The sequence below is a fragment of the Streptomyces sp. ICN903 genome (genome assembly GCF_022015835.1).
GTDB lineage: Bacteria > Actinomycetota > Actinomycetes > Streptomycetales > Streptomycetaceae > Streptomyces > Streptomyces fenghuangensis.
The window spans coordinates 1-1,072 of the sequence record NZ_JAKMAY010000590.1 but is presented as its reverse complement, the minus strand read 5'-3'; the positions used below and the strand labels follow the sequence as shown (position 1 = coordinate 1,072).

At 76.0% G+C, this 1,072-nt stretch carries 1 protein-coding gene; it reads left to right on the top strand.

Annotated features, from left to right (window positions below; genetic code table 11):
- Positions 1–92: 92 nt before the first annotated feature.
- Positions 93–1,072 (top strand): DMT family transporter (locus L7D48_RS29000; RefSeq protein WP_237884105.1); only part of this gene is annotated, 980 nt, incomplete at its 3' end.

Sequence of the window (1,072 nt, the reverse complement as noted above, 5' to 3'; positions counted from 1 at the left end):
GACGGGGGCGCGGGGCGCCGAGACCCGCCCCCCGCGGCTGTGTCAGGGACACAGCCGCTGACACTCCTGTCGGGTGCTGCCATGATGGGCCGGTGCATGCCCCGACATCCCCGGCCGCCCCTTCGAGGGCGAGGGCCGGCCTCACCCTCGCCCTCGTCTCCGCCGTCGCCTTCGGCGGCTCCGGTCCGGCGGCGAAGCCGCTGATCAACGCCGGGCTCGACCCACTGCACGTCACCTGGCTCAGGGTCGCGGGCGCCGCCGTCGTGCTGCTGCCGCTGGCCTGGCGCCACCGCGGCCTGCTGCTGCGGCGTCCGGCACTGCTGGCCGGGTTCGGGCTGCTGGCCGTCGCGGGCGTGCAGGCGTGCTACTTCGCGGCGATCTCCCGCATCCCGGTCGGAGTCGCCCTGCTGGTGGAGTACCTCGCGCCCGCGCTGGTGCTGGGCTGGGTGCGCTTCGTCCAGCGCCGCCCGGTGAGCCGGGCGGCGGGGGCCGGGGTGGTGCTGGCGGTCGGCGGTCTGGCGTGCGTGGTGGAGATCTGGGCCGGCCTCGGCTTCGACGTCTGGGGGCTGCTGCTGGCGCTGGGCGCCGCCTGCTGCCAGGTCGGCTACTTCGTCCTGTCCGACCACGGGACCGGCGACTCCGACCAGGAGTCCGGCAAGGGCGCGGCCCCCGATCCGCTGGGCGTCATCGCCTACGGGCTGCTCATCGGCGCGCTGGTGCTCACCGCCGTCGCCCGGCCCTGGGAGATGGAGTGGTCGGTGCTGGGCGGCCGGACCGGGCCGGCCGGTCTCGGCGGCGTCCAGGTGCCCGCGGCCGTACTGCTGGGCTGGATCGTGCTGGTTGCCACCGTGGCCGCCTATCTGACCGGGGTGATATCGGTGCGCAGGCTCTCGCCGCAGGTGGCGGGGGTGGTGGCCTGCCTGGAAGCGGTGGTGGCCACCGTGCTGGCCTGGGTGCTGCTGGAGGAGCGGCTGTCGGCGGTCCAGATGTTCGGCGGAGCCGTGGTGCTGGCGGGCGCGTTCATCGCGCAGCGCGCCACCCCCGCCGGTCCCCCCGCGCCGCCCGCCAGCAC